This window comes from Mesorhizobium escarrei (assembly GCF_935825525.1).
Taxonomy (GTDB): domain Bacteria; phylum Pseudomonadota; class Alphaproteobacteria; order Rhizobiales; family Rhizobiaceae; genus Mesorhizobium; species Mesorhizobium escarrei.
In genome coordinates, this window is sequence record NZ_CAKXZT010000116.1 from 61753 (window position 1) to 82504 (window position 20752).

Sequence of the window (20752 nt, forward strand, 5' to 3'; positions counted from 1 at the left end):
ACGGACCGAGCGAGATCGGCAGCATCCGTGACATGTTTGGGTCGCTAAAACGCCAATGACCATTCGAGCCAAAGTCGATATTCACGGCACAGCAAATATTGACTTTTTGGCGAATATTCGGTAAAACCACGATATCCACTGCGCAGCGAATGTGTGAGAATGCAGACTTTTGAGCATGAGGCCTTCGAAGAGGAAGCAATGGAGAGGCTAGTTGACGCCCTCCGCGCGCTGCCCCATGTCGATGCCCGCCAGACGGCCGCGCACCTGGCGACGACAGGGCCGGACAGGGGAATTGATGCCGAAGTCGAGTTCAGCGCCGGCGACAAAAACTATCGCCTGATCGTCCAGGTCAAGAAGTCGGTCTTCCCACGGGATGCCCAGCAACTGCTGTGGCAGATCAGTCGATATCGGAATGTGGCGGGGCAGGGGAGCAGCGAACGTCACATCGTGCCTTTGCTTGTCGCCGAATCGATTTCGCCTGGCGCCAAGGATCTCCTGAAGGAGGAGAATTGCGGGTTCTATGAGCTTGGTGGAAGTCTCTTCCTCCCAGCGCGCGGCGCTTACATCTACATCGAAAAGCCGCCTTCCAAGACGGTGCAGAAGACAGTCGGCAGCCTGTTCAAGGGCAAGCGCTCTCAGGTGCTTCACGCACTCCTGATCCGCCATTTGGACTGGTTCAGTGTCAAGGACCTTGCCAAACTTGCACGAGTCTCACCCGCGACCGCCTCGGAAACCCTGGTGGAATTGGAGCGCTTTGAGTGGGTGGGCGTGAAAGGCCAGGGTCCCTCAAAGGAGCGGCGTCTCGATGAGCCGGCCGCTCTGTTGAACGAGTGGCAAAAGCAGGTGTTGGCCGCGCCGCGCCGGCCAGCCGATCGGCGCTTTTACGTTCCGTCGAGCGACAATGACGCCATTGCCCGTCACCTCGCCGAAATCTCGGAAATGCTCGTCATCGACTATGCCATCACTGAGCAAAGTGCGGCTCAGTTTTACGCTCCGTTTCTGACCACCGTCTCGCGTCTGACGTGTCGCCTCGCCTCCGGCCACGGGCTCGATGAGTTGTATGCGGAGCTTGACGCCCGGCCCGTCAATGAAGGCGCCAATCTCATTGTTATCGAGACCAGTTCGCGGGGCGAGTTTCTGTTCCGAGAACAAGTCGACGGCCTTTGGCTCGCCAGCCCCATTCAGGTCTATCTCGACCTGCTGCGCAGTGGCGGACGAGGCAAGGAGATGGCGGAGCATCTGCGCCAGGAAAGGATCGGTTTCTGATGAGCAAACCGGACCAAGCAAGTGGCTACAAAAGCGAAGTGACGGAGAACTGCGAACGCGTCCTCGTGACGCTTCTTCGTGGCCTGGGGCCGTGGAAGGACTCGGTCTATCTCGTCGGCGGGCTCACACCGCGCTATCTTGTAAAGGCCAAGCCACCCGAAGTTCCGGCCCATGCCGGCACCGGCGACGTCGATATCGTCGTCGAGCTGCAGATGCTTGCCGACACCGGCGCCTATCATTCGCTTGAGGAGAACTTCAAAAAACTGAAGTTTGAGCGTGGTGAAAACGCCCAGGGCGAAAAAGTGTCCTGGCGCTGGCAAGCCAACACGGAAACCGGTGCCACGATCATCCTCGAGTTGCTGGCCGATGATCCCGCCCTGAAAGGCGGCAAGGTTCAGCCGCTCCCCACCGAGGGCAATATTTCCGCGCTCAACATTCCGCATTCCTCGATGGTCTTCGATCATTATGAGGCCAAGGTCATCAGTGCCGAGTTGTTGGGCGAGAATGGCGTTGCGACAGAGACCATTCGTCATGCCGATATCGTCAGCTTCACCTGCCTGAAGTCCTACGCACTCGATCAGCGGCACGAGCGCAAGGATGCGCACGATTTGGTCTACTGTCTTGAACATTTTGACGGCGGGCTGGAAGGCGCTGTGAAGGCGTTCAGAGCTGCGCTCGGAGGAAGGCACAAAGAGGCTGTGGCGACTGCCCTCCAAATCCTTGAGAAGCGTTTCACCGACGATGGCAAAACAGAAGGCTATACGAAAGATGGACCGGTCGCTGTCGCGAAATTTGAACTCGGCGAAGATGCGGAGACGAGGGAGGAACGGATCCTACGGCAGCGGCGTGCTGCGGATCTCGTCATGCGCCTGCTGAAGGAAATCAAGAGCTGATCAAGCTTTTTATGGAGCTTGCTGGAAGGTAGAGCAATTAGGGGTAATTGATCCGCTCGAAGCCTCCGGAATAGGAATCATCGCTGCTCGGAAGCGCCCGTTACAATGCTGACTGCCAGCTATTAATGTTACACGTTGGGATGCGCACTGGCTGGTTCCGCCAGGTCTACATCAAGCCGGAAAGCTGCCATCCCACGCAGCTTCTGCCGACGTACCGGCGCAACCTGAAGGCCAAGTTCCTCGACTTGTAGAACGCCATCCGGCACTCGCCGAAGTCGTTCGGCATCCGCCTGAGCAAGTTCGGGCGCGCGGCATTCGATCAGGCGGTGCGCTCCGCGGTGGCGGACGATCCGCTGTCGGCCGAGTTGATGGACGGCAATGCTGAGGCACTCGCTACTCGGCGAGAGCCGACATCGCCAGTGTCGGCCGTAGGATGGCGGCCGAGCGCAGGCTTGTCAGCTGGCGCTCCCCGCCGCACTGCGGATGCATAGGCTTCACAATGCGGTTCCGACTGACCTATGAGTGAATGGAAAAATCGTCGTTGCTTCGCTTGGCGCGCTGCTCCTCAACAATGGCCCCATGCGGAGGCCGGTTTAGGGGCGCCGGCCTTTTTGCTCTCCGCATTCTGTCGCCCTGGAGCACCATGCGGTGTGCGGTGTGCGTTATGCACAATCCGTTCGAGAAATGGCGTCGGCGACGATGGGTGTGCGATGAGGTAATGCCATCTGGCCACCGGGACATGGGCGGTGCGGCGATATCGTTCCTCGACGATTTCGAACAGATGCGAGCGCTGTTGCTCAGTAAGGGAGTGGGTTCCGAAGCCATCGAGGACGAGCAGTTGCGCGCGGGTGAATTTGTCGAAGGCGTGGGAAGCGTCCACTGGGATGGGCGAGCGCAATCCTCGAACAGGACGGCACGTGCACATAGAGCACCGAAACGATCGAGCCCTGCTGCTTGCCGGCCGAAGGCGCCGGCCAGCCACGACTTGCCGGTTCCGGTCTGGCCGGTGATGATCAGGTTCCCATGGCCGCCCGGGATTTAGCGCAATCGCTGTCCGCGCTTTCGCCGGTGCCCCTGGACGGTCAGATACGGCTGGCAAGGAGCATCAGGTACGAGAGGCGGCTTGTCCGGTCGGATCGGCTTCCTCTTCGGGAATGTCGTCGAATGACGAGTAGTTCAGATTGTAGAGTTTGGAATAGAGCCCGCCCATAGCCATCAGTTTTTCATGGTTGCCGGTCTCAATAACCTGGCCATTCTGAAGTACGATGATGCGGTCGGCATCACGGATTGTGGCGAGCCGGTGAGCGATGACAAGGCCAGTGCGGCCTTCCAGGAGTTTTCTCAGAGCCTTCTGGATCAGCATTTCCGTGTAGCTGTCGATGCTGGCGGTGGCCTCGTCAAGAACAAGGATCTTGGCGTCTGCGACGAGAGCGCGGGCGAAACTGACAAGCTGGCGCTGGCCGAGAGAAAGGTTGCCGCCGCGTTCGCCGAGTTGGGTTTCATACCTGTCGGGAAGTCTCATGATTAAGTCGTGGGCGCCGACCACCTTGGCGGCCTCGATCACCTTCTCCCGCGTAGCTTCCGTCTTGTGGTAGCGGATATTCTCAAAAACCGTCCCGGTGAACAGAAACGGCTCCTGCAGCACCATAGCGATCTGAGTGCCGAGCGATTCCTGGGTGAGATCGCGCACATCATCTCCGCCAACCAGCACTTGGCCTTGCTGAACATCATAGAAGCGGTGGACGAGGGCCATCGCGCTCGATTTACCAGAGCCGGTCGGCCCGACCAAGGCGACCGTCTCGCCGGGATTGACCCGGAAGGAGACGTTTTTCAGCACCGGCTGTTTGGGATCGTACCCGAACGTGACGCTCCTGAACTCGACCGAGCCGTTCATTTCTGGCGCAAGGATCCTGGCATCCGGTTTGTCCTGGATTTCGATCCTGACGTCGAGGACATCGGTCAGGCGCTTGCCGGAGGCCATGGCGCGCTGCATGACCGAATATTGCATGGTAAGTGAGCGAATTGGATCAAAGAAGCGTTGGATATAGAATATGTAGGCGACCAATACGCCCACATCGATGCGGCCATTCATGATCATGGAGCCGCCGACCACAATGACGACGGCCATGGCCACGCCCGTGAGGCTATCAACGATCGGCACCATGACCTGTGCATACCTGGCAGCGGTCAGGTGAGTCCTGAGGTCGGCATGTGCCTTGTCGTCATACAGTAAAAAATTTACGTGCTGGCGGTCCATGGACTGGACGGTGCGCACGCCGTGAATGGCTTCGGCCAACGCGCCGTTGACGACTGAATTGGTCTCGTGTGCAGCCATGAAGGCCTCGCGGGCACGCGGCAGCCAGACGATGCGGATAATCAACAGGGCCGGCAGGACCGAGAGCGTCAGAAAGCCGAGGCTGAAGTTGACCCACAGCATTACGAAAATGATGCCGAAGAGAAGCGCAATATCCCCTACGGAGTAGATTGAGGTTTCGAGGAATTCGTGGATAGAGTTGACGTCGCCCTGAAGGCGAGACATCAGGCGTCCTACCTCGGTCTTGTCCATGAAGGAGAGCGATACCTTCTGCAGATGGGCAAACATGGCGCGGCGGATGTCGAAGAGGACGTTCTCGGCCATTTTCCCTACCACGGTTTCTTGCGCGTAGGCGGCGCCGAAATTAACCAGAATGGCAAGCGCAAATGCGACGGCTGCCTCAAGCAGGGCGGAGGCATCAGCGCCTGCCGGAGTTATGGCGTGGTCGATCGCGTAGCGGATTATCAGCGGGATGAGAAGCTGCGTGCCAGTGAAAATCAGCAATGCGGCAAGCGAGACGACCGCCATGGCTCGGTAGGGACGAACGAAGGCCCATATGCGGCGAATGATGTTCTTGTCGAAAGCCCGGCCAAAGATCTCCTCCTCGATGCGATGGGACCCGACGACCGCGCGCGGAGGGCGTCTACCGCTATCATTCGGTTCGATTTCGAGTTCGTTGGCGTGCCGCTTGGCCATCAGGGCGCGCCTCCAAACGTGGTCGCAATGTCATCTCCCGGGCGCAACTGAAGATCATAAAGGGCCTTATAGCGTCCTCGCTTGGCCAAAAGCTCTTGATGGGTGCCGCGTTCCACGATCTCGCCGTTGTCGACAAACAGAATCCGGTCGGCGTGCTTGAGTGAACTCAGCCGGTGGGCGATGATGATCGTGACCCTATCCTTGGCGAAACGCCGTATCGCCGCGCGGATCCGCTGCTCTGTGGCGGCGTCGATCGCGGCCGTTGAGTCGTCGAAAACGACGATTGATGGGCGCAACATCATCGTGCGAGCTATGGTGAGACGCTGACGCTGGCCGCCAGAGAGAGAGGCGCCACGTTCGCCGACGACTGTCTTGTAGCCATCGGGGAGGCCGAGAATGTAATTGTGCAACTGGGCGGATTCGCTAGCGCGCTCGATCGGCTGTTCCTTCGCCCAGGGGTCGCCATAAGCGATGTTGTTCTCGATCGTGGTTGTGAACAGGAATGCATCCTGCTGTACGACCGCGACCGCCTTGCGAAGCGATGCGAGGGTGACCCCGCGGATGTCCTGCCCGTCAAGCATGATGGTGCCACCAGTGACGTCGTAAAAGCGGGGGATCAGGTGAGCCATTGTCGACTTGCCAGAACCTGGCGGACCCACGATCGCGATCGTCTCGCCCCTACGGGCGCAGAAGGTAATATTCTTTAGAATGACGCGGTTTCCGGTGCCGGGATATGCAAACGAGACATTGTCGAAGCGCAGAGTGCCTTCACCGATCTCGAGCGGTCTTGCACCGGAAGCATCCCCGATCGTGATGTCCTGGTCGAGCAGACTGAAGAGGCGCGAACCGCAAGTGTAAGCGCGGGCGAAGCCGTTGACCATCAGGCCGATCTGGCGGACGGGCATTTGCAGGATCGTCATGAACGTCAGGAACGTCGTGAGCGTTCCAACGCTGATCTGGCCGGCGATGAGTTTGTCGCAACCGATCCAGAGGACCAACCCCATGGCGACAAAGAAGGCCAGGGTCATTGCCGACGTATTGGGCACGTACACGTCAACCTGCTCGTGCGCGAGTTCGAGCGCGTTTGTCGAGGCGATGTCGAACTTCGCCATCTCATAAGACTGTGCCGAAAACGCCCGGACAACGCGGATGCCTGCGAGATTTTCCTCCATCACGCGGCCCAGGACGGAAAGCCGCTCCTGCAGGTCGAGCCAGATGGCGCGTAGCTTAAGCTGGGTGACCGACGATCGCCAGGCTACGAAAGGCACGAAGCTCAGCGCGATCAAACCGAGCACCGGATCGGTTGAGATCATCATGCAGGCGCCTATCCCGATCAGCATGGTGAGCAGAAAGAACCTAACCAGGGCGGTGGAAAAATACATCCGCACGCCGTCGAGATCGAGGATGCCGAGGGTGATCAGGTCGCCTGAATGCACCCGGTCGTGAAAGGAAAAGCTCAGGCGCTGGACCTTGTCGTAACAAGCAAGCCGCAGTTCGTACGCGACGTGGTGCCCGACGGCTTCGGCAAAGTAGTTTTGCGCCATCGTAAAGAGGCCGCGTAGCGTACTCGCGCCGAGCAGCAGGAGAGCAGGAGTCCAGAGGGCTTGTTCTGCAGCCGTCACCGTGACACCGCCCCCGATGGCTACCTGGGTCTGGTCGACAGCCCGGCCGAGAAGCTGGGGAATGAGCAACTGCAGGATTACGGCTACCATCGTCGAACCGATAGCTAACGCGACCTGCCACGGGTGCCTCAAATTCATGCGCGTAATGCGCAGTAGCGTGCTCAAGCCCCGGCCCCACCCGGCCGCTTTTACATGCGCGGACGATTTGAGAGAGGTCGTGCCAACAGCATCACTGCCCACCGAGTGCCCCCGACTGAATTTTGCGCCTTCGGAAGCGAGCCGGTCGACTCACATCAAAGACGTCCCTCCAAGTTGATCCTGGCCACCATCGGCTCAAGATGCTGATCCGGCGAGTTGCGCCACGGCTTCGCTCGCTGGCATGTCGATCACCGTGATTCCGCTTGCCGCAAGGAAACGGGCTTCGTTTCTGGTCAGCGTTTGCCCGTCCATTATCGCGTAACGGGGGCCTTCTGAGCGCTTCATGATCTGCCTGGCGTAAGTGCGCAGCATCTGATCATTGAAGCGGCAGCCGACGAAGAAAAAGCCCCGGTCGACGCGTCGTTCTTTGACCACGTCAGGGATAGGGGTCTGGATATCGATTTCAGTCAGGGCTTCGACATAGTCGGAATCGGCGATGAGGAAATTTGCGGCCGGCCTAATACTGCCATGTGGCGCATAGAGAACCGTCTTTGTCGCTGCTCCAGCCTCGAGTTCCCTTCCCGACAAGTCGTAAGTTCTGGTCCAAATGTCGCCAACTTCGTTCGCCCGCGTAACGCCTTGTATCTCGACGACGTCGGTTCGGCCGGCCTCTGCCAGCGCCGCGCGCATGGCGCCTTCGTACCAGCTGTCGATGATGAGGGAGAGCGGGAGTTTTGCGAGCCAGGCGTGGAGGATGCTCGGCGCCGCCGGCCCCGCAAATATATCAGTCATCCAAGCTTGAAGTGTGCGGCGATGCCGGCGCTGTTCGATGAACTGCGCGACCGACCACATATTGGTGCGGATCTTCGAAGGGGCTGGCGCCCGCGTGTTGAGTGCCTTGGCAACGGCTTCGGGGGTACACGGTACAGGCGGCTCCGCGGAGCTGAGCCGGAGGAGACCCGGACCGAGATACGGGATCACCTGATCGGAGACTAACGCTCGTCTGGCCAGCTCAAGCAGCTTTCGGGCAAAACTGTCCCGGACGACGACTAGGTGGCCCGAGGTCGGGATCGTGTTCATGCTCGTTTCCTCTTGACGCCTCTCATTGACGGGCGGCATCAGTCCCCGTCGGAAAGCTTCCTTGCCTCGACGGTGATCGGCAGACGCGTATGCGGCGGAAGATCGGGAAGGAGGAGCCGCCAGCCGTTCCTGAGCGTTACGACCCCGCCCCACAGGTCCTGGTTCTCGAACTTGATAATCGGCTCCTCGAGATCCTTTTTGGAGACATACGCCGACAACCCGGCCTCGGTCCGGCGGATCATTACTTTCATGCGGCCGTTCCTTTATTGGCGTTTTCTTCGACACTGCAGGGAGCGTCGGCTTTGTCGAGGCTCGTCAATTCACGCGCTCGCATGCCGACGACCGTCCCACGGTCGATCCATTCGACCGCGTAGATGAAGAACTGCTGTAGAAACGTGCCAATGTCGCGCACATAACCCTCTTCGCCCTTGCGCACGAGATTTTCGCCGATCTCCCGGCCAGGATAGGTGCCGTCATTCTTAATGTGGCGAGTGGCACGGACCCGCTCTCCGGGCTGAAATTGGGGAGGTCTGCGGATTTCCACCTCCTGTTCGCGTGCGAGCCACATGGTTCCTTGGTTCTCTGAGCTACTGTCATTGATGAGGCGCGCAGGCATTCCCCTGGGCAGCCACTTGTGTGGGTACCCAGTGGACTCAGGCGGGAACGCAGGTCTTCGGCACAGGACACACCGAAGCACATTGCTGCGTGTCGAAAGCTCCCTCGCATTCGGTGCACTTCTGCAGCTCGACCACGTAGCTCTCGCCTTTGAACTTGATCGCACCCGACGGGCATTCGAATTCGCAGGCGCCGCATTGTGTGCATTGGGATGCGATGATCTTGAAAGCCATTTTGACTCCTGATTCGAGTAAATGAGATGGGCTCAGGCCGTCGCCGCGAGTGCCTGGACGCCGGACTCGGCGGCGTAAATCGAGCTGATTGCCGTTTCGATGTAGTCATGGCCGTAAGCGTCGGTTGCTCGGATACCGGCGGCCGCGAGCTGATCCTTGGGGCAATCTCCAATTTTGACGCAAAGCACTATGTCTACGCCTTCCAGCGCAGCGATGACCCCGTCGAGAGTGGCCTTCTCGCCCCAACCCCCGAGGCAATACTGCTCAACCTTGCGGTGCCCGACAAACTTGATCCCCCGCGTCGAGGCTTCATACACCTGGAATTCCTTGGCATGGCCGAAGTGTTCGTTGACGCGGCCGCCGCCCTTAGTCGCCACACCGATGAGAAGGGACTTCCCGGAACCCGCTGTCTTCACCACTCCGACCGCTTCGCTCCTGGCCGCCAGGTGATCACGGCGCTCGTCCGCCACCAACTCCCGATAGGCTTCGCGCTTGCTGGCATCGTAGGTGAGCTCACGGGGGATATGGCTGAGCGTGAATTCCTGGCCACGATCCTCACCCAGCAGGCCGACGGCATCTGCCCGGCACTGCCGGCAGTGGCGCATCAACTTGGCGCCGCCTTCGAGACGATCCTGAAGAGCCTTCATCTCCATTGCATTTGGGCCACGCTGCCCGGTCAACCCGTAGTGGGTGCCGTGCGCCGGGTCCGAGATCAGAGGCATGACGTTATGCAGGAACGCGCCGCGCTGCTTGACCCACTTGTTCACCTCGATCAGGTGCTGGTCATTCACTCCAGGGATCATCACCGAATTGATTTTGGTAAGGATGCCGCGTGCGCTGAGCATCTCCAATCCCAGCATCTGCCGCTCGTGCAGAATTCTGGCGGCTTCTATGCCGCAATAGCGGCGGTGATCGTAAAAAATCCAGGGATAGATTTTTGCGCCGATTTCCGGATCGACCATGTTGATCGTGATCGTCACGTGATCGACATTCATGTCGGCAAGCTCGTCGACATGGTCCGGCAGCGCGAGCCCGTTCGTGGAGACGCAAAGCCTGAGGTCGGGGATTTCCCTGACGACGCGTTCGAAAGTCGCCTTCGTCTTCTCCCAGTCGTAGCAGGCATCGCCCGGTCCGGCGATGCCAAGCACGGAAAGCTGCGGCACTTCATTCGCGACCGCGATCACCTTGCGTACCGCCTGATCGGGTGTCAGCTTTTCCGAGACAACCCCGGGCCGGCTTTCGTTGGCGCAGTCATATTTGCGATTGCAGTAGTTGCACTGGACATTGCAGGCCGGCGCGACGGCGACGTGCATGCGCGCGAAATAGTGGTGCGCCTCTTCTGAAAAGCACGGGTGATCCTTGATCTTGTCCCAGATGGCCGGATCCACATCGTCCGGCCTTGTCGACGACCCGCAGGAGGAAGATGCGCAGCCACCCGACTTCGCGCTCACCAGCAACTGGTCGGAGAACCTCGCGCCGGTCAGGCTCTCAACTGAAATCACCGGTGCGGCCATTGAACGGCTCCGTTACGGGTTAACGTCGCGGTTCGAAGCGCAAGAGCAATGCCAACTGAAAAGGTGGCGCTAGTTCACGAATTGGCTTTGCGCGTCGGATATCATGGAGTTGCTCCGACATAGCTTTGTCGGACTTCTAACAGGGCTATGTTAGAAGGTGAGGAAGACGACCCGGCCGGACATAAGTTCAAGATAGAAATCCCGCGTCGACCGCTCGGCCGTGATCGCCCTCAACCTTCCTTCCGAACGGTCTTCCGACGAGGATGTCGCTCTCAGCGACGGCGAACTCGTCCGTGGTGAAGTCGCCACTGCTCACCTGGGTCTGCATGGTTCCGATTCAGGAGAGTGGGTGACTCCTTTCTGCGATCGGCAAGACGCCGGCAAGGGCGGGTGATGAAGGGGGTGTGACAGCATCACACGCTCGCGCAGCTTTGGCCCGGGCTCCGACACATTTCGCGTAGCTGGCGCAGTGTTCTCGTTCTCCACGTCATGAGAACGCTAGAATTTCTTCACCTCGATCCCGTGTCGGCGCAAAGCGTATCCGACCTGTCGCGGCGTGACGCCGAGGACGCGGGCGGCCTTGGCCTGAACCCAGCCGACCTTCTCCATCGCGCCGATCAGCCGATCGCGTTCCGTCAGGCGCGGGCCTATTGCAGGGAGAGCGGGATCGTTTGCAGGGTCGGCAGTATGGGGTCGTACATTATCCTGCGGGGCGCCGAAGCGCCCGGCCGGCATCGACAATCCGGCGGGCATTATATTGCTTCGAAAGCGCTGGTTGCCGGTATTGCCGCTGAGCGAATGATCAGCTTTTTTCCAGAGGAGCCAAGATAGGCATTGGTTATTGTTGCAGGCAAAATCCGATGGAGCGATTGTCCTTGAGCGCGCTAGCGTGGCCGTCCTTTGCACGCAGTTCTCCAATTCGCGGACATTACCAGGGAAGTAGCATTGCGAGATAAACTCGAGCGCCGACGGCGCGAAGGCGAGTTCGAGATGGTTCTCCTTGTTGAATCGTTCGAGGAAGGCGTTCGCAAGGCGAGGGATATCCCCCGGTCGCTCTCGGAGCGGAGGCAGGATGATTGGCACCACATTGATGCGATAATAAAGGTCGGCCCTGAAATCCCCGTTTACGACAGCCGACTCGAGATCCCTGTTGGTGGCGCATATAAGTCGCACGTCGACCTGCAGCGTCTTGGTACCGCCAACACGCTCCAGTTCGCCTTCCTGCAAGACGCGTAACAGCTTGGCTTGGAAGGCAGGCGAAATCTCGCCGATTTCGTCGAGTAGCAGCGTTCCCCCGTTTGCCAGTTCAAAACGGCCGGCGCGCTGGGAAATTGCCCCTGTGAAGGCGCCTTTTTCATGTCCGAACAGCTCCGACTCCAGAACGCTTTCCGACAGTGCGGCGCAGTTCAACTTGACGAAAGACTTCCTCCGCCGGCGCGAGAGCCTGTGTATGGCTTGCGCGAAAAACTCCTTGCCGGTGCCGCTCTCGCCCCTCAGAAGCACGGTGGAATTGGTCCTTGCTACAATGGAGACGGTTTCGAGCACCTGCTTGAGTGCGGGGCTCTCCCCGATGATCCCATCCATCTTGACGGGCGCATGCGGGACGGGGTCGGTCCGGTCCTCATCGGACGAATTCTCCGCTGTCCAGCTCTCATCGACGCGCCGCTCACGATCCCTAGTCAAGCCGCGATGGAGGCGAATAGTGCGGCCGACGAGGTTGGCCACCATCGTCAGGAAGCAGATGTCCTCATCGTAGCGGGACCCGTTTGCGCTGTCTCTTACGATCGACAACGACCCAAGGATCCTGTCCTCAGCCTTAACCGGGACGCCGATAAAGGCCATTGGGAGGGAATTGACACCAGGACGTGTTTGAAGCTCGGCCTGAAACAACTCGGACGTGCTGAGGTCCGCGATGACGAGCCGCGTGCCCGTAGCGACGATTTGATCTATTGCCGCCTTTGGTATGATGGGGTGAGTGCCTGATGGGCCGCTGCCAGCACTCGCGGCGATCTCCGGCTCACCTTCAGAGTCCAGGACAAAGATTGCTCCATGACGCATTTGCACAAACGACGGGAGAGTGTTCGCGACATTGGCAAGCGTAATGTCCAGCCGGGCGGGAGCCGTCAGCGCCTTCGACACCTCGTAGATTCCCCTGAGCCAGTCATCTGCTTCGAACATCCCATCACTGGCGGGTTTGCGGAAGGTGTCTCGAGGTCCTACTCCGTTGACCCGATCAACCGGCCGTATGTGAGCCATGAAAACACCTCAGCGGTTGTGGTCCAGGGTGCTCCTCCCAAGCGCCTTTTCCTTTTCAATTCTGGAAGCACAGTGTTCACCCGCTCTTCCCTTTGCGAGATGGTGCAAGCAAAGGTTGGCGCTCGGTCGTAACCTCAGGAGTACACAGTTGCACACCCATCAAACGGTGCGAACGCCGATTATCCGAACTTGAAGAGGACACCGAAGCCACCGCGCGGATAGTTCCATTCGATCTCGCCACTGGTCTCGCACAAAATGCGGCAGGTGCCGCACTCCATGCAGCCATCGGCCGTGATTTCAACTTGACCTTTGTCGTTCAACTCATAGCATTTCGCTGGACAGACGCGGGTCAGCGCGAGCAGATTCGCGCTTGGTTGCTCGTGCGGTCGCACATTTATATGCGGACGGCCGGAGTCCACCAGATAGCGGTTCTGGTAGAGCTTGTCCTCGACACGTAATATCCTCACTGGGTTGGTCATGTGTTCAGTGCCTCACCGCCACGCCAATGCCAGCCGGATCGCGTCGCTGACCAGCCCCAACCGCGAGCGCGCCTTGATGAAGGCTGCCGTGGTAGCCTTTTCCTTTTCAATCTTTGGCGTGCCGTCGACACGCATGAAGTTCTGCGCGGCTTGTGACATCAACCGCGGATAGGTCGTGAAGAAATTACAGGCGTTAGTGTGGAGTAAAGCTGGCATGTCTTTGTATTTCCGCAGGTCTTTGACCACGAAGGATTTATCCAGCATCGTCTTGTAAAGCGCGAGGTTCCGTTTGGTCATAGGATCGTTGCGTCTCTTCAGCTGGATGATAGCCTCAGCCGCGATGCGACCCGAGGTCATGGCGAGGTTAGAGCCCTCGCGGTGAACGGCGTTGTTCAATTGCGCGGCATCGCCGACAACGACCCAACCGTCGCCAAAGAGCTGCGGAATAGCCTTGTAGCCACCTTCGGGAATGAGATGCGCCGCGTATTCTTTCACCTCCGAACCGGCGATCAACGGCCGGATCGAAGGATGGTTTTTCAGCGCGTCGAGGAGGCCGTATGGGCTCTCCATCTTCGCGGCGAAATCCGAGACGAGGCAGCCGATGCCCAGTGAGATCGATTCCTTGTTGGTGTAGAGGAACCCGAGTCCGGCCATGCCGTGGGATATCGTGCCGACTGCCTCGATCACGCAGCCTTCACTCCCTTTGACCCCGAACCGCTGCTCAATGACCTCTTCGGGCAGGAAATGCATCTCCTTGACTGCGAGTGCCACCGCTTCCGGCTTCAGCATCTTGCGCAGACCGCCCCGCGTGCCAAGCAACCCGCAGACACCTTCTGCAAGAACAACTACGTCCGCGTAGATCGCTCCGCCGGCCCGATCCGTGCGGACGCCGATCACCTTGCCCTTGGCGTCGCGGACGAGTTCCGTCACCGTCGTCTCGCACAGAACCGTCGCGCCGGCCCCGCGCACCCTGCGCGAAAACCATTTATCGAACTGGGCACGAATGATCGTATAGCGGTTGGGCTTCACCTCGTTGAAGTCGTCCGACCGATAGTGAATCCCGGTGTGGGAGGTCTCGTCCATCACCCAGAGCCGCTGTTCAACCAGATGCCGCTCGAGCGGTGCATCATCCCGGAAATCCGGGACGATCTTCTCCAGCATGTTCGCGTACATGATGGCGCCTTGGACGTTCTTGGAGCCCGGATATTCACCTCGCTCCAACTGGAGTACCTTCAAGCCGTCGCTTGCCATAGTGTAGGCAGCTGCGTTCCCGGACATGCCGGCGCCGATGACAATGGCGTCGAACTCTTCCTTGATCATCTCCAACTCCCTTAGCTCGCAAGCTTGTCGCGACTGTGCGGCGAAAGCCGCCGGGTGAAGGCCTCGATCAGTGCGGGCAGAAAGCGAACCGCATCGGTGACGATACCGAGGTGAGCGAAATCGAAAATCGGCGCGTTCGGGTCGGTGTTGATGGCCACGATAAGATCGGCTCCCTCAACTCCCACGCGGTGCTGGATGGCGCCGGAAATACCGGCCGCTATGTAAAGCTTCGGCCGGATTGTCTTGCCAGTTTGGCCGATCTGTCGATCGGCCGGCATCCAGCCCTTTTGGACCAGCGGCCGCGAACAGCCAAATTCGGCGCCGATCGCTCGCGCGAGACTCTTCACAAGCTGCAGGTTCTCCGCCCCGCCGAGACCGAGTCCTCCCGCAACCACCACATCGGCATAGGCGAGATTGGCGGTCCCGGACTGGCTATCCGGAAGGAACCCAAGCACTTTCGTGACGATTTCATCCTCGGCTAGCGACAGCTCGTGCGCGATGACACGCCCCATCGCTCTGTCTGCCCGCTGCGGCATGGGCATGACCCTCGGTCGCACCGTCGCCATCTGCGGCCTGTAATTGAGCGTGTAGATCGTGCATAGCAAGGAACCCCCAAAAGTCGGACGGGTCGCGGCGAGTGAACCGTCGGCATCCACGTCGAGTTCGGTGCAGTCGGCCGTTAGCCCTGTCAGCAAGGTCGTCGCGACGGAACCGGCGAGATCCCTGCCGAGCGTGGTCGCACCGAGAAGCAGGATCTCGGGTTTGTAAGTATCAACCAGATCCGTCATTGCCTTGGTGAAAGGCTCATTGCGATAGTCGGCGAGCAGCGGCGCCTCAACGAAGTAGACAAGGTCGGCGCCATAGGCGAAGGCCTCGGCGACTGCGTTCTGGGTGGCTTCTCCAGGCGGTCCGAGCACAGCGCCCGCGAGCTGGACGCCAAGTTTGTCCGCCAGCTTGCGGCCCTCACCAAGCAGTTCAAAGGATACGGGATGGACCTGGCCGCGTTCGAGCTCAATGAAAACCCAAACGTGCCGATAGTCCCTGAAACGCTCGGGCAGCTCCTTCTTCATCCCGGCACGGCCGGCGGGCGGGCGAGGGGTGTCTGGGTTCGCGCTCGACATATGGTCTGCTCCTTGCCGTCACGCGGCTTCGAAGGCGAGTTCCGGTTCCAGTGCCGGCTGGCGGGTGAAAATTGCACCAATCAGTTCGTCGGCGAGATCGCGCAGCGTCTTCTCGGCGGTGTCAATTTGCACCGCCTTTTCCGACCGCGGGGTAGGGGCGAAAACGCGTTTGACGACGGTCGGCGAGCCACGCAAGCCGCATTTGGTGAGGTCTTCAATGCCGGCCTCGGCCGCACTCCATTTCACAATCCGGCTGCGCGCAGCACACAGGGCGTCTTCGATCGAGCCCCGGCGCATCTCGTTTGTGCCTTCCAGCATGGTGATGAGGCAAGGCAGCCTGCTCTTCAGCTTCTGGGTGCCGCCCTCGCAACGGCGCTCGACCGTGATCTCGCGCGCAGCAAGATCAATGGAGGCGATTTTCGCGACATAGGTGAGTTGAAAGAGATCGAGACGCTTGGCGATGCCGGGCCCGACTTGGGCGGTGTCGCCGTCGATCGTCTGTTTGCCCGTGAAGACCACGTCCGGCGGGCCGAACGTCTCGCCAATCTTCGCGATTGCCTGGGAAAGAGCAAAGGAGGTCGCCAGTGTGTCGGAACCGGCAAAATAGCGGTCGGTCAAAAGCACCGCGCGATCAGCGCCGTAGCCGAGCGCCTTGCGCAGGCAGTCCTCTGCCATGGGCGGACCCATAGTGAGCACTGTGACCTCCCCACCATAAGCGTCGCGTAGCCTGAGTGCTTCTTCCAGGGCAAATAGGTCGTAAGGGTTGATGATGGTCGGCACACCCTGGCGCATGATGGTGTTCGTCACCGGGTGGACCCGTATCTGAGCCGAGTCCGGCACCTGCTTGATGCTGACGACGATGTGCATTGGCGTTCTCTACGCTGTTATCCCGATGCGGGCCGGCGGTGCGAGTTCTTGGCTGCATCATTTGTGCCAAGTGTTTTGCGGCCTCTTTTCCCTGAAATTCGGCTGGTCATTTCTGAAGGCGCCGTTGCGATGCCCGAATTGTCGGCTTCTTGACATTGTCGCGTCGCAACAATGTCGCGCTTATTCCCTGCCGAACCGCTTCAGGACGGATTCGAACGGAACGAATGTGCGGCCTGGCGTGTGAGGTTTGTCCGGATCGTGGTCTTTAAGCACCTTGAAAACCCGGTGCGTGAGCGGCGAGGAAACCGCGAAGTCCTCGTAAGCGCGTTCCAGCATGGCGCGCACGCGCGCGGCGATCACCTGGTCGGGCAGACCGGAGAAATCTTCCTCTGCAAGATATTGGCCCATACGCTTCATGATATGGAGCCGTGAAACATTGAGCACCTTCGGATCATACGAGACGCCAACGACAGCGAAGAACTCCTCCGCGGACGACAGGCCTTTCAGTCGCGTGAGGATATTGGTGAAATCGATGGGGCGTCTGTCAGCGAAACAACTCATTGCATTCTCCCTTGTCGGACTGTGGGATCAGATACGCTCTGTTTTGCAGTCGCGAAATCCGCGGTTGGTAAACGAAATGCGCTGAGCCAGCGAGGCAATCGCTTCGTCGACAGGACTGGGCATCCGGTGCCCAGGCCGGGCGTGGCGCACGGGCGCCAATGCCCGCAGCGCCGGGCGAGCGGGATGGGCTCGACTATCTCTGCATTGGCCCTCGACCTTGCGCTTGGCCCCGACCGAGGTCTTGCCGCCAGCACCAATGAGAAGACGGGCCGGCTGCGGCCGGATTGCGCGCCTTGATGTCCGCAAGGTTTTGGGCGTTATAGCCCATGGCACAGCGGAATCTGGAGCGTTCTTGCCTGATCGAGGCCGATCTTGGCGGCAAGTTGGATATCCGATGCGGGCAACGAAAGATTGACGGCGCGGACGCCGCTCTCGACCGCTGCATCGAGGTCCTGTGAGGTCATCCGGCACCAGGCCGTGAGCCGCACCGGGAGACTCCGCGCGACGGCGCGAATTGCGTCGATCTCGTCGGCGCCCATGACCGGCGTGCCGATCTCGATCTCAGGCACGCCGGCTGCCGCAAGCGACTCGGCGATCGCAAGTTTTTCCGCCACCGTGAAGGCAACGCCGGGTGCCTGCTCGCCGTCGCGCAGGGTCGTATCGTCGAGAAAGACCTGACTGATCATGAATGGTGGCCGGTTCTTCTGCCGCTTAGACCTGGAACGCAATGAAGGTCTTCGGCACCCCGGCTATCCGGCTCAGAAGTCGAAGCGTCGCGCAGCTTCTCCACTATTGAAGGCAAGACCTCGAGCACCCGGTCCACGTCTTCTTGGTCGTTGTCACGCGCGAAGGAGAAGCGGACCGCCCCATATGGCATTTTCATCGCGCTCAGGACATGGCTCGGCTCGGCACAGCCGGAGGTGCAGGCGGAGCCCGAGGAACAGACGATGCCCTTGCGGTCGAGGAGATGCAGGATTCCATGGCCTTCGATACGCTCGAAGCCGATGCTTGCGGTGTTCGGCAAGCGCTCCAGGGGATCGCCGTTGACGAAGGTGTTTGGGACACGCTGGACAAGCCCGTTCTCCAGCCGGTCGCGGAGCCACTTTATCCGTGGGGTCTCCTCATCCATGAATTTCAAGGCGAGTTCGGCTGCCATGCCGAGCCCGACTATGCCGGGCGTGTTTTCGGTGCCCGCACGCCGGTCGCTCTCTTGGTGACCCCCTTTGATCAGGGAGTGAAAGCGCACAGCGCGCTTGACGAAAAGTGCACCGGCCCCTTTTGGTCCATGAAATTTATGGCTGGAGAGCGACAGCATGTCGATAGCGGTCGATTTCAGGTCCATCGGGAGCTTGCCGACTGCCTGCACGGCATCAGTGTGGAAAAGGGCGCCGACTTCCTTGGCCAATTCGGCGAGCTTGGCGACGGGGAAGATCGTACCAGTCTCGTTATTGGCCCACATGATCGAGACGATTGCCACGTTCGGGTTGAGCGCGGCCCGGTAAGCGTCAATGTCAAGCCGGCCCTGGCAATCCACCGGGATCCTGTGCACCTTGACGCGGCGCGTCTCCTCGAGATGCGCGCAGAGCGTCAGAACGGCCGGATGTTCGACGGCGGAAGTCACAATCTCTGTTCGGTCAAGCATCACCTGGAGCGCCGAAAGAATGGCAGCATTGTCGCTTTCCGTTCCACCCGAAGTGAAGGTGATCTCGTCGTCGAACTCCGCGCCGATCAGCGCCTGCAGCTGGCGCCGCGCGTTTCTCAGCGCGGCACCGGCAAGGGCGCCAAAACCGTGCGCCGACGAAGGGTTGCCGAATTGATCCGTAAGCAACGGCAACATCGCTTCAAAGACTTCAGGATCGACCCGTGTCGTTGCGTTGTTGTCGAGATAGACAACTTTCATGGGCTGTGGTCCTCAATGGTGCGGAAGGGAGGCGCAACCCGGTTGCATCGAGCCTTGCGCATGCCGTTGCTGGCGGAGACGATCCAGAAGCGGTGCAGGTGCCCCGCAGATTGGGCCGCCATCGCACCGACCAGCTCACCTCAGGCGCATTCTCTCCTTCTTCGGCAATCAACTACAGGACTTGCCGCAGGAGCACTTCCCGCTCGCATTCGGATTGTCGAAGACAAAGCCGGAGGTTTCGAGACGCGTGACGAAGTCGACGGCCATGCCGGCTACATGCGGCTGGGTGCCGGCGTCTACGAACACCTTGATCCCATCTGTCTCGATGATCGCGTCGCCCTCGCGCGGGACGCTCTCCAGGCCCATCGAGTATTTGAAGCCGGAGCAGCCGCCGGCCTCGACCATGATGCGAAAGCCTTCTGCCGGCTCACTAGCGGCGGAAAGAGCGGTCTTGACGGCGGCAACGGCCTTGTCGGTGAGCGTAATCATCGCTCGCTTCTCCTCGGTGCGTGACACTTCGCGGATCACCGTGCATAGACCGTGCCAATGGGAAAAATCGTTTCCGGACAGTGCGACATGGCCAACGCGGCGACGATTCTGGTTCGGCTGTTGCCGCGAAGGCGTTGGGCAACCGACACGTATTGTCGGATTTGTCGAGACCGCCACAGGGGGGTGGGCTCGAGTTCCCTCTGAACTGGCTCGTAAGCCGGGTTTCCGAGACGCTTCGAGCAATTGGCACGACTTTTGAGCTCTTTATGGCGAGGGCGAAGACGCCCGACCGATAGTATGCGCAAGCAGGGGTGAAGACATGCACCAGCGCGAGAAACCGTCGCCGGAGAGAATCCGGCGGGCACGCGAAGACAGCCCCAAAATCCGCGAACGCGATCTCGCCGCCCAAATGGGCATTTCGGAAGCGGAGCTTTTCGCGGCACATTGCGGTTTTGGCACGGTGCGCATCGAGCCCCGCGTTAAGGATGTGCTAACCGGTCTCGAGGCGGTTGGCGAGGTGATGGCGCTGACCCGCAATGCCAGTGCCGTGCATGAGAAGATAGGCATCTACGATAAGGTGTTCACCGGCAAGCATCACGCCATGGTGCTCGGCAATGACATTGATTTGCGCATCTTCCCGAACCTGTGGGCACATGGCTTTGCCGTCGAGACCCGCGATGGCGGGGAGATCCACCGCAGCCTGCAATTCTTCGACGCCGCAGGCGAGGCAGTGCACAAGGTGCATCTGAGACCGTTCTCCAACCTCTATGCCTATCAAAAACTGACAGACGAGCTCCAATCCTCGACCCAGGAGCCGATCGTGTCGGTTAAGGGGAGGTCAGCCGAAAATGACGCAAGGATTCCGGACCAAGCCGCTACGGTCGATGACCTACGGGAGCACTGGAGTCGGCTGACCGACGTGCACCAGTTCTTCGGCATGCTGAAGGCCCTGAACCTCAGCCGCCGCCAGGCGGTGCGCATGGTCGGCCAGGATTACGCCTGGCTGCTCGACAATGCTGCCGTTGGCGCCATGTTCCATCGTGCGGCCGAGGACGAGATGCCGATCATGTGCTTCGTCGGCAATCGTGGCTGCATCCAGATTCATTCCGGCCCTATCAAGTCGGTCAAGCAGATCGGGCCTTGCATCAATGTGCTCGACGAGACTTTCCACCTGCATCTCAGGGCCCACCACATCCGTGAGGTTTGGGCCGTGCGCAAGCCGACCAGGGACGGTCACGTCACGTCACTCGAAGCCTATGGCGCCAACGGCAAGATGATCATCCAGTTCTTCGGGACGCGCAAGGAAGGCGAACCCGAGCGCCACGACTGGCGGCTACTGGCCGAGAACCTGCCGCGCATTCCCCGTTCAACCGCCGCTTGAGGCGAGG

General features: G+C 59.9%; 19 protein-coding genes and 2 pseudogenes. 4 read left to right on the forward strand and 17 right to left on the reverse strand.

Annotated elements, in window-relative coordinates:
• The first annotated feature begins 159 nt into the window (after positions 1–159).
• From NMG80_RS09345 to NMG80_RS09355, 3 genes and pseudogenes are all read left to right on the forward strand, one after another.
• Positions 160–1266, forward strand: a complete 1107-nt coding sequence (locus NMG80_RS09345) for a hypothetical protein (protein ID WP_254017831.1) — start codon at positions 160–162, stop codon at positions 1264–1266.
• A complete protein-coding gene (locus tag NMG80_RS09350; protein ID WP_254017832.1) occupies positions 1266–2159 on the forward strand; it encodes an antitoxin in 894 nt (297 codons plus the stop codon). Before NMG80_RS09345 ends, NMG80_RS09350 begins: the two co-directional genes overlap by 1 nt.
• A gap of 140 nt (positions 2160–2299) precedes the next feature.
• Positions 2300–2554: pseudogene (locus NMG80_RS09355) on the forward strand (IS110 family transposase); the annotation flags it as partial.
• 170 nt (positions 2555–2724) lie between these two features.
• On the opposite strand, the gene NMG80_RS09360 reads toward NMG80_RS09355, so the two are convergent.
• The 17 genes and pseudogenes from NMG80_RS09360 to NMG80_RS09440 all read right to left on the reverse strand — a co-directional run bounded on the left by NMG80_RS09360 (position 2725) and on the right by NMG80_RS09440 (position 19364).
• Positions 2725–3084, reverse strand: coding sequence for an ATP-binding protein (locus NMG80_RS09360; protein ID WP_301943262.1), 360 nt, complete (start codon positions 3082–3084; stop codon positions 2725–2727).
• A gap of 180 nt (positions 3085–3264) precedes the next feature.
• On the reverse strand, positions 3265–5169 hold the full coding sequence (locus NMG80_RS09365) for an ABC transporter ATP-binding protein (RefSeq protein ID WP_254017833.1): 1905 nt from the start codon (positions 5167–5169) through the stop codon (positions 3265–3267).
• Entirely contained in the window at positions 5169–7031 is a 1863-nt protein-coding gene (locus NMG80_RS09370; protein ID WP_436798574.1) for an ABC transporter ATP-binding protein, read from the reverse strand. Before NMG80_RS09370 ends, NMG80_RS09365 begins: the two co-directional genes overlap by 1 nt.
• Positions 7032–7124: 93 nt before the next feature.
• Positions 7125–8009, reverse strand: coding sequence for an SIR2 family NAD-dependent protein deacylase (locus NMG80_RS09375; RefSeq protein ID WP_254017834.1), 885 nt, complete (start codon positions 8007–8009; stop codon positions 7125–7127).
• A gap of 38 nt (positions 8010–8047) precedes the next feature.
• A complete protein-coding gene (gene nifT, locus NMG80_RS09380) occupies positions 8048–8260 on the reverse strand; it encodes a putative nitrogen fixation protein NifT (protein WP_254017835.1) in 213 nt (70 codons plus the stop codon).
• On the reverse strand, positions 8257–8577 hold the full coding sequence (locus NMG80_RS09385; protein WP_254017836.1) for a nitrogen fixation protein NifZ: 321 nt from the start codon (positions 8575–8577) through the stop codon (positions 8257–8259). The genes nifT and NMG80_RS09385 overlap by 4 nt, the downstream gene beginning before the upstream one ends.
• Before the next feature lie 85 nt (positions 8578–8662).
• Positions 8663–8857, reverse strand: coding sequence for a 4Fe-4S dicluster domain-containing protein (locus NMG80_RS09390; RefSeq protein ID WP_008878193.1), 195 nt, complete (start codon positions 8855–8857; stop codon positions 8663–8665).
• Between the two features lie 32 nt (positions 8858–8889).
• Positions 8890–10371 (reverse strand): nitrogenase cofactor biosynthesis protein NifB, encoded by a 1482-nt coding sequence (nifB, locus tag NMG80_RS09395; protein ID WP_254017837.1) that lies wholly within the window; start codon positions 10369–10371, stop codon positions 8890–8892.
• 498 nt (positions 10372–10869) lie between these two features.
• Positions 10870–12627 carry a nif-specific transcriptional activator NifA gene (nifA, locus tag NMG80_RS09400; protein ID WP_436798575.1) on the reverse strand — a complete coding sequence of 586 codons (1758 nt, stop codon included), beginning with the start codon at positions 12625–12627 and terminating at the stop codon, positions 10870–10872.
• Between the two features lie 179 nt (positions 12628–12806).
• On the reverse strand, positions 12807–13106 hold the full coding sequence (locus NMG80_RS09405; protein WP_254017839.1) for a ferredoxin family protein: 300 nt from the start codon (positions 13104–13106) through the stop codon (positions 12807–12809).
• Between the two features lie 12 nt (positions 13107–13118).
• Positions 13119–14426, reverse strand: coding sequence for an FAD-dependent oxidoreductase (locus NMG80_RS09410; RefSeq protein ID WP_254017840.1), 1308 nt, complete (start codon positions 14424–14426; stop codon positions 13119–13121).
• An 11-nt stretch (positions 14427–14437) separates the two neighbouring features.
• A complete protein-coding gene (locus NMG80_RS09415; protein ID WP_254017841.1) occupies positions 14438–15547 on the reverse strand; it encodes an electron transfer flavoprotein subunit alpha/FixB family protein in 1110 nt (369 codons plus the stop codon).
• 18 nt (positions 15548–15565) lie between these two features.
• On the reverse strand, positions 15566–16414 hold the full coding sequence (locus NMG80_RS09420; protein ID WP_123150875.1) for an electron transfer flavoprotein subunit beta/FixA family protein: 849 nt from the start codon (positions 16412–16414) through the stop codon (positions 15566–15568).
• A 180-nt stretch (positions 16415–16594) separates the two neighbouring features.
• On the reverse strand, positions 16595–16975 hold the full coding sequence (nifW, locus tag NMG80_RS09425) for a nitrogenase stabilizing/protective protein NifW (protein ID WP_254017842.1): 381 nt from the start codon (positions 16973–16975) through the stop codon (positions 16595–16597).
• 338 nt (positions 16976–17313) lie between these two features.
• A pseudogene (locus NMG80_RS09430) lies at positions 17314–17661 on the reverse strand (hydroxymethylglutaryl-CoA lyase-like TIM-barrel protein); the annotation flags it as partial.
• Positions 17658–18875: a cysteine desulfurase NifS gene (nifS, locus tag NMG80_RS09435; protein WP_123150873.1), complete on the reverse strand. Its 1218-nt coding sequence runs from the start codon at positions 18873–18875 to the stop codon at positions 17658–17660. The gene nifS and the pseudogene NMG80_RS09430, both read right to left, overlap by 4 nt.
• Before the next feature lie 168 nt (positions 18876–19043).
• A complete protein-coding gene (locus NMG80_RS09440) occupies positions 19044–19364 on the reverse strand; it encodes a HesB/IscA family protein (RefSeq protein ID WP_123150887.1) in 321 nt (106 codons plus the stop codon).
• Between the two features lie 319 nt (positions 19365–19683).
• On the opposite strand from NMG80_RS09440, the gene NMG80_RS09445 reads away from it, so the two are divergent.
• On the forward strand, positions 19684–20745 hold the full coding sequence (locus NMG80_RS09445) for a hemin-degrading factor (RefSeq protein ID WP_254017843.1): 1062 nt from the start codon (positions 19684–19686) through the stop codon (positions 20743–20745).
• The last annotated feature ends 7 nt before the right edge of the window (positions 20746–20752 follow it).

Excerpts from the sequence above, each read along its gene's own strand:
- NMG80_RS09345 (WP_254017831.1), top strand. The coding sequence starts at position 160 with ATGCAGACTTTTGAGCATGAGGCCTTCGAAGAGGAAGCAATGGAGAGG.
- NMG80_RS09350 (WP_254017832.1), top strand. The coding sequence starts at position 1,266 with ATGAGCAAACCGGACCAAGCAAGTGGCTACAAAAGCGAAGTGACGGAG.
- NMG80_RS09360 (WP_301943262.1), bottom strand. The coding sequence starts at position 3,084 with ATGTGCACGTGCCGTCCTGTTCGAGGATTGCGCTCGCCCATCCCAGTG.
- NMG80_RS09365 (WP_254017833.1), bottom strand. The coding sequence starts at position 5,169 with ATGGCCAAGCGGCACGCCAACGAACTCGAAATCGAACCGAATGATAGC.
- NMG80_RS09375 (WP_254017834.1), bottom strand. The coding sequence starts at position 8,009 with ATGAACACGATCCCGACCTCGGGCCACCTAGTCGTCGTCCGGGACAGT.
- nifT (WP_254017835.1), bottom strand. The coding sequence starts at position 8,260 with ATGAAAGTAATGATCCGCCGGACCGAGGCCGGGTTGTCGGCGTATGTC.
- NMG80_RS09385 (WP_254017836.1), bottom strand. The coding sequence starts at position 8,577 with ATGTGGCTCGCACGCGAACAGGAGGTGGAAATCCGCAGACCTCCCCAA.
- NMG80_RS09390 (WP_008878193.1), bottom strand. The coding sequence starts at position 8,857 with ATGGCTTTCAAGATCATCGCATCCCAATGCACACAATGCGGCGCCTGC.
- nifB (WP_254017837.1), bottom strand. The coding sequence starts at position 10,371 with ATGGCCGCACCGGTGATTTCAGTTGAGAGCCTGACCGGCGCGAGGTTC.
- nifA (WP_436798575.1), bottom strand. The coding sequence starts at position 12,627 with ATGGCTCACATACGGCCGGTTGATCGGGTCAACGGAGTAGGACCTCGA.
- NMG80_RS09405 (WP_254017839.1), bottom strand. The coding sequence starts at position 13,106 with ATGACCAACCCAGTGAGGATATTACGTGTCGAGGACAAGCTCTACCAG.
- NMG80_RS09410 (WP_254017840.1), bottom strand. The coding sequence starts at position 14,426 with ATGATCAAGGAAGAGTTCGACGCCATTGTCATCGGCGCCGGCATGTCC.
- NMG80_RS09415 (WP_254017841.1), bottom strand. The coding sequence starts at position 15,547 with ATGTCGAGCGCGAACCCAGACACCCCTCGCCCGCCCGCCGGCCGTGCC.
- NMG80_RS09420 (WP_123150875.1), bottom strand. The coding sequence starts at position 16,414 with ATGCACATCGTCGTCAGCATCAAGCAGGTGCCGGACTCGGCTCAGATA.
- nifW (WP_254017842.1), bottom strand. The coding sequence starts at position 16,975 with ATGAGTTGTTTCGCTGACAGACGCCCCATCGATTTCACCAATATCCTC.
- nifS (WP_123150873.1), bottom strand. The coding sequence starts at position 18,875 with ATGAAAGTTGTCTATCTCGACAACAACGCAACGACACGGGTCGATCCT.
- NMG80_RS09440 (WP_123150887.1), bottom strand. The coding sequence starts at position 19,364 with ATGATTACGCTCACCGACAAGGCCGTTGCCGCCGTCAAGACCGCTCTT.
- NMG80_RS09445 (WP_254017843.1), top strand. The coding sequence starts at position 19,684 with ATGCACCAGCGCGAGAAACCGTCGCCGGAGAGAATCCGGCGGGCACGC.